1 protein-coding gene is annotated in these 1,584 nt (G+C 63.2%); it reads left to right on the top strand.

All coding sequences use genetic code 11. From position 1 onward, the window contains the following. Window positions 1-194: 194 nt before the first annotated feature. Entirely contained in the window at window positions 195-1,379 is a 1,185-nt protein-coding gene (locus ACRDUX_RS41640) for an ABC transporter substrate-binding protein (RefSeq protein WP_526423549.1), read from the top strand. The last annotated feature ends 205 nt before the right edge of the window (window positions 1,380-1,584 follow it).

Below are 1,584 nucleotides of genomic sequence, written 5' to 3'. Positions count from 1 at the left end.
GCGCACCGCGGGTCGCGGTCCGCCCGGCCGACGAGTGCATCACAAGTGTGATGAGTCGCAGTGCCGGCGCCGCTCGCCATTGTGTGAGCCGGATATGCCATCGCATGGTTTTGGCGAACGCGTCTCGCGTCATCGCAAGAACCACGACGGAGGAAACAATGATCTCGACTCGCCGTGCTGCATGGTCAGCGGCAATGCTCGGCCTGCTGCTGACGACCGGGGCAATCGCGCAGACCAACGGTCCGGGAGTGACCGACAAGGAAATCAAGATCGGGCAGACGATGCCCTACAGCGGACCGGTCTCGGCATGGAGCGTTCAGGGGCGCGTCGACCTCGCCTACATCAACCGTCTGAACGCCAAGGGCGGCATCAACGGCCGCTCCGTCAAGCTGCTGTCGCTGGACGATGGCTTCAGTCCGCCCAAGGCCGTGGAGCGCGTTCGCGAGCTGGTCGAGAGCGAACAGGTCCTGGGACTGTTCGGCTCCGTCGGCACGGTCCCCAACGTCGCCGTGGCGAAGTACCTGAACCAGAAGAAGGTGCCGCACCTCGTCATCTCCAGCGCGGCGGGCGTGTTCGCGAGTCCCAATCCCTACCCCTGGTCGACGGCGTTCTACACGCTGCAGCCCACCGAAGCGACCTTGCTCGCGCGCTACATCCTGTCGAGCAAGCCGGACGCGAAGATCGGCATCCTCTACCAGAACGACGAGTACGGAAAAGGCTATCTGAAGGGATTTCGCGACGCGCTTGGCGACAGGGCCAGGAAGATGATCGTCAAGGAATCGAGCTACGACGTCACCGACACCACGGTGGACAGTCAGATCATCGAGCTGAAGAACTCCGGGGCCGACACGCTGTTCAACGTCTCGACGGCGAAGTTCGGGGCCCAGGCCATCCGTAAGGTCCACGACCTGAACTGGAAGCCCACGCACGTGATCGTGCAGGCGATCTCCTCGCTCGACAACGTCCTGAAGCCGGCCGGCCTCGAGCAGTCCAAGGACCTCATCAGCCTGCAGTTCGTCAAGTTCCCGGGAGATCCCGAGTGGAACGACGATCCGGCGATGAAAGAGTACTATGCCTTCATGAAGGAGTACGCGCCGAACGAGGCCGCCTCCGATTCGACGGCGGCGTTCGCCTACATGACCTCGCACCTGATCGAGCGCATCCTGCGCAACAGCGGCAACGATCTGAGCCGCGAGAATGTGCTGAAGCAGGCGACCAACCTCACGGATGTGGAACTCCCGCTGCTTCTGCCCGGCATCAAGGTGAGCTACACGCCGACCGACTACTCGCCGATCCAGCAGGCGAGGGTGTCGCGCTTCGATGGAACGAAGTGGATCCGTTTCGGCGAGCTGATCTCGGCAAAGGACAAGTCGCCCTAGACGCCGCGGGGTCGGAGTGCGGTGCCCGCACCGCACTCGCGTTCCCGAACCATCCAACCGTTCCGCGTCTTACTTGTCGGCCCAGGCCGAACGGCGCTTCATCAGCACGGTGCGTTCACCTTCGAAGACCAGCGTGTCGTGCTGGTTCACGCCATAGTGCTTGAAGCGGACGATGCCGGCATCTTCGCGGCCCGCATCCTTCGTC

This window comes from Mycobacterium sp. (assembly GCF_050701675.1).
Lineage (GTDB): Bacteria > Actinomycetota > Actinomycetes > Mycobacteriales > Mycobacteriaceae > Mycobacterium.
The sequence above is the reverse complement of the archived record's forward strand: the minus strand, read 5'-3'. Positions and strand labels throughout refer to the sequence as shown.

Coding starts and splice junctions, on each gene's coding strand:
- ACRDUX_RS41640 (WP_526423549.1), top strand. CDS start 195: ATGCTCGGCCTGCTGCTGACGACCGGGGCAATCGCGCAGACCAACGGT.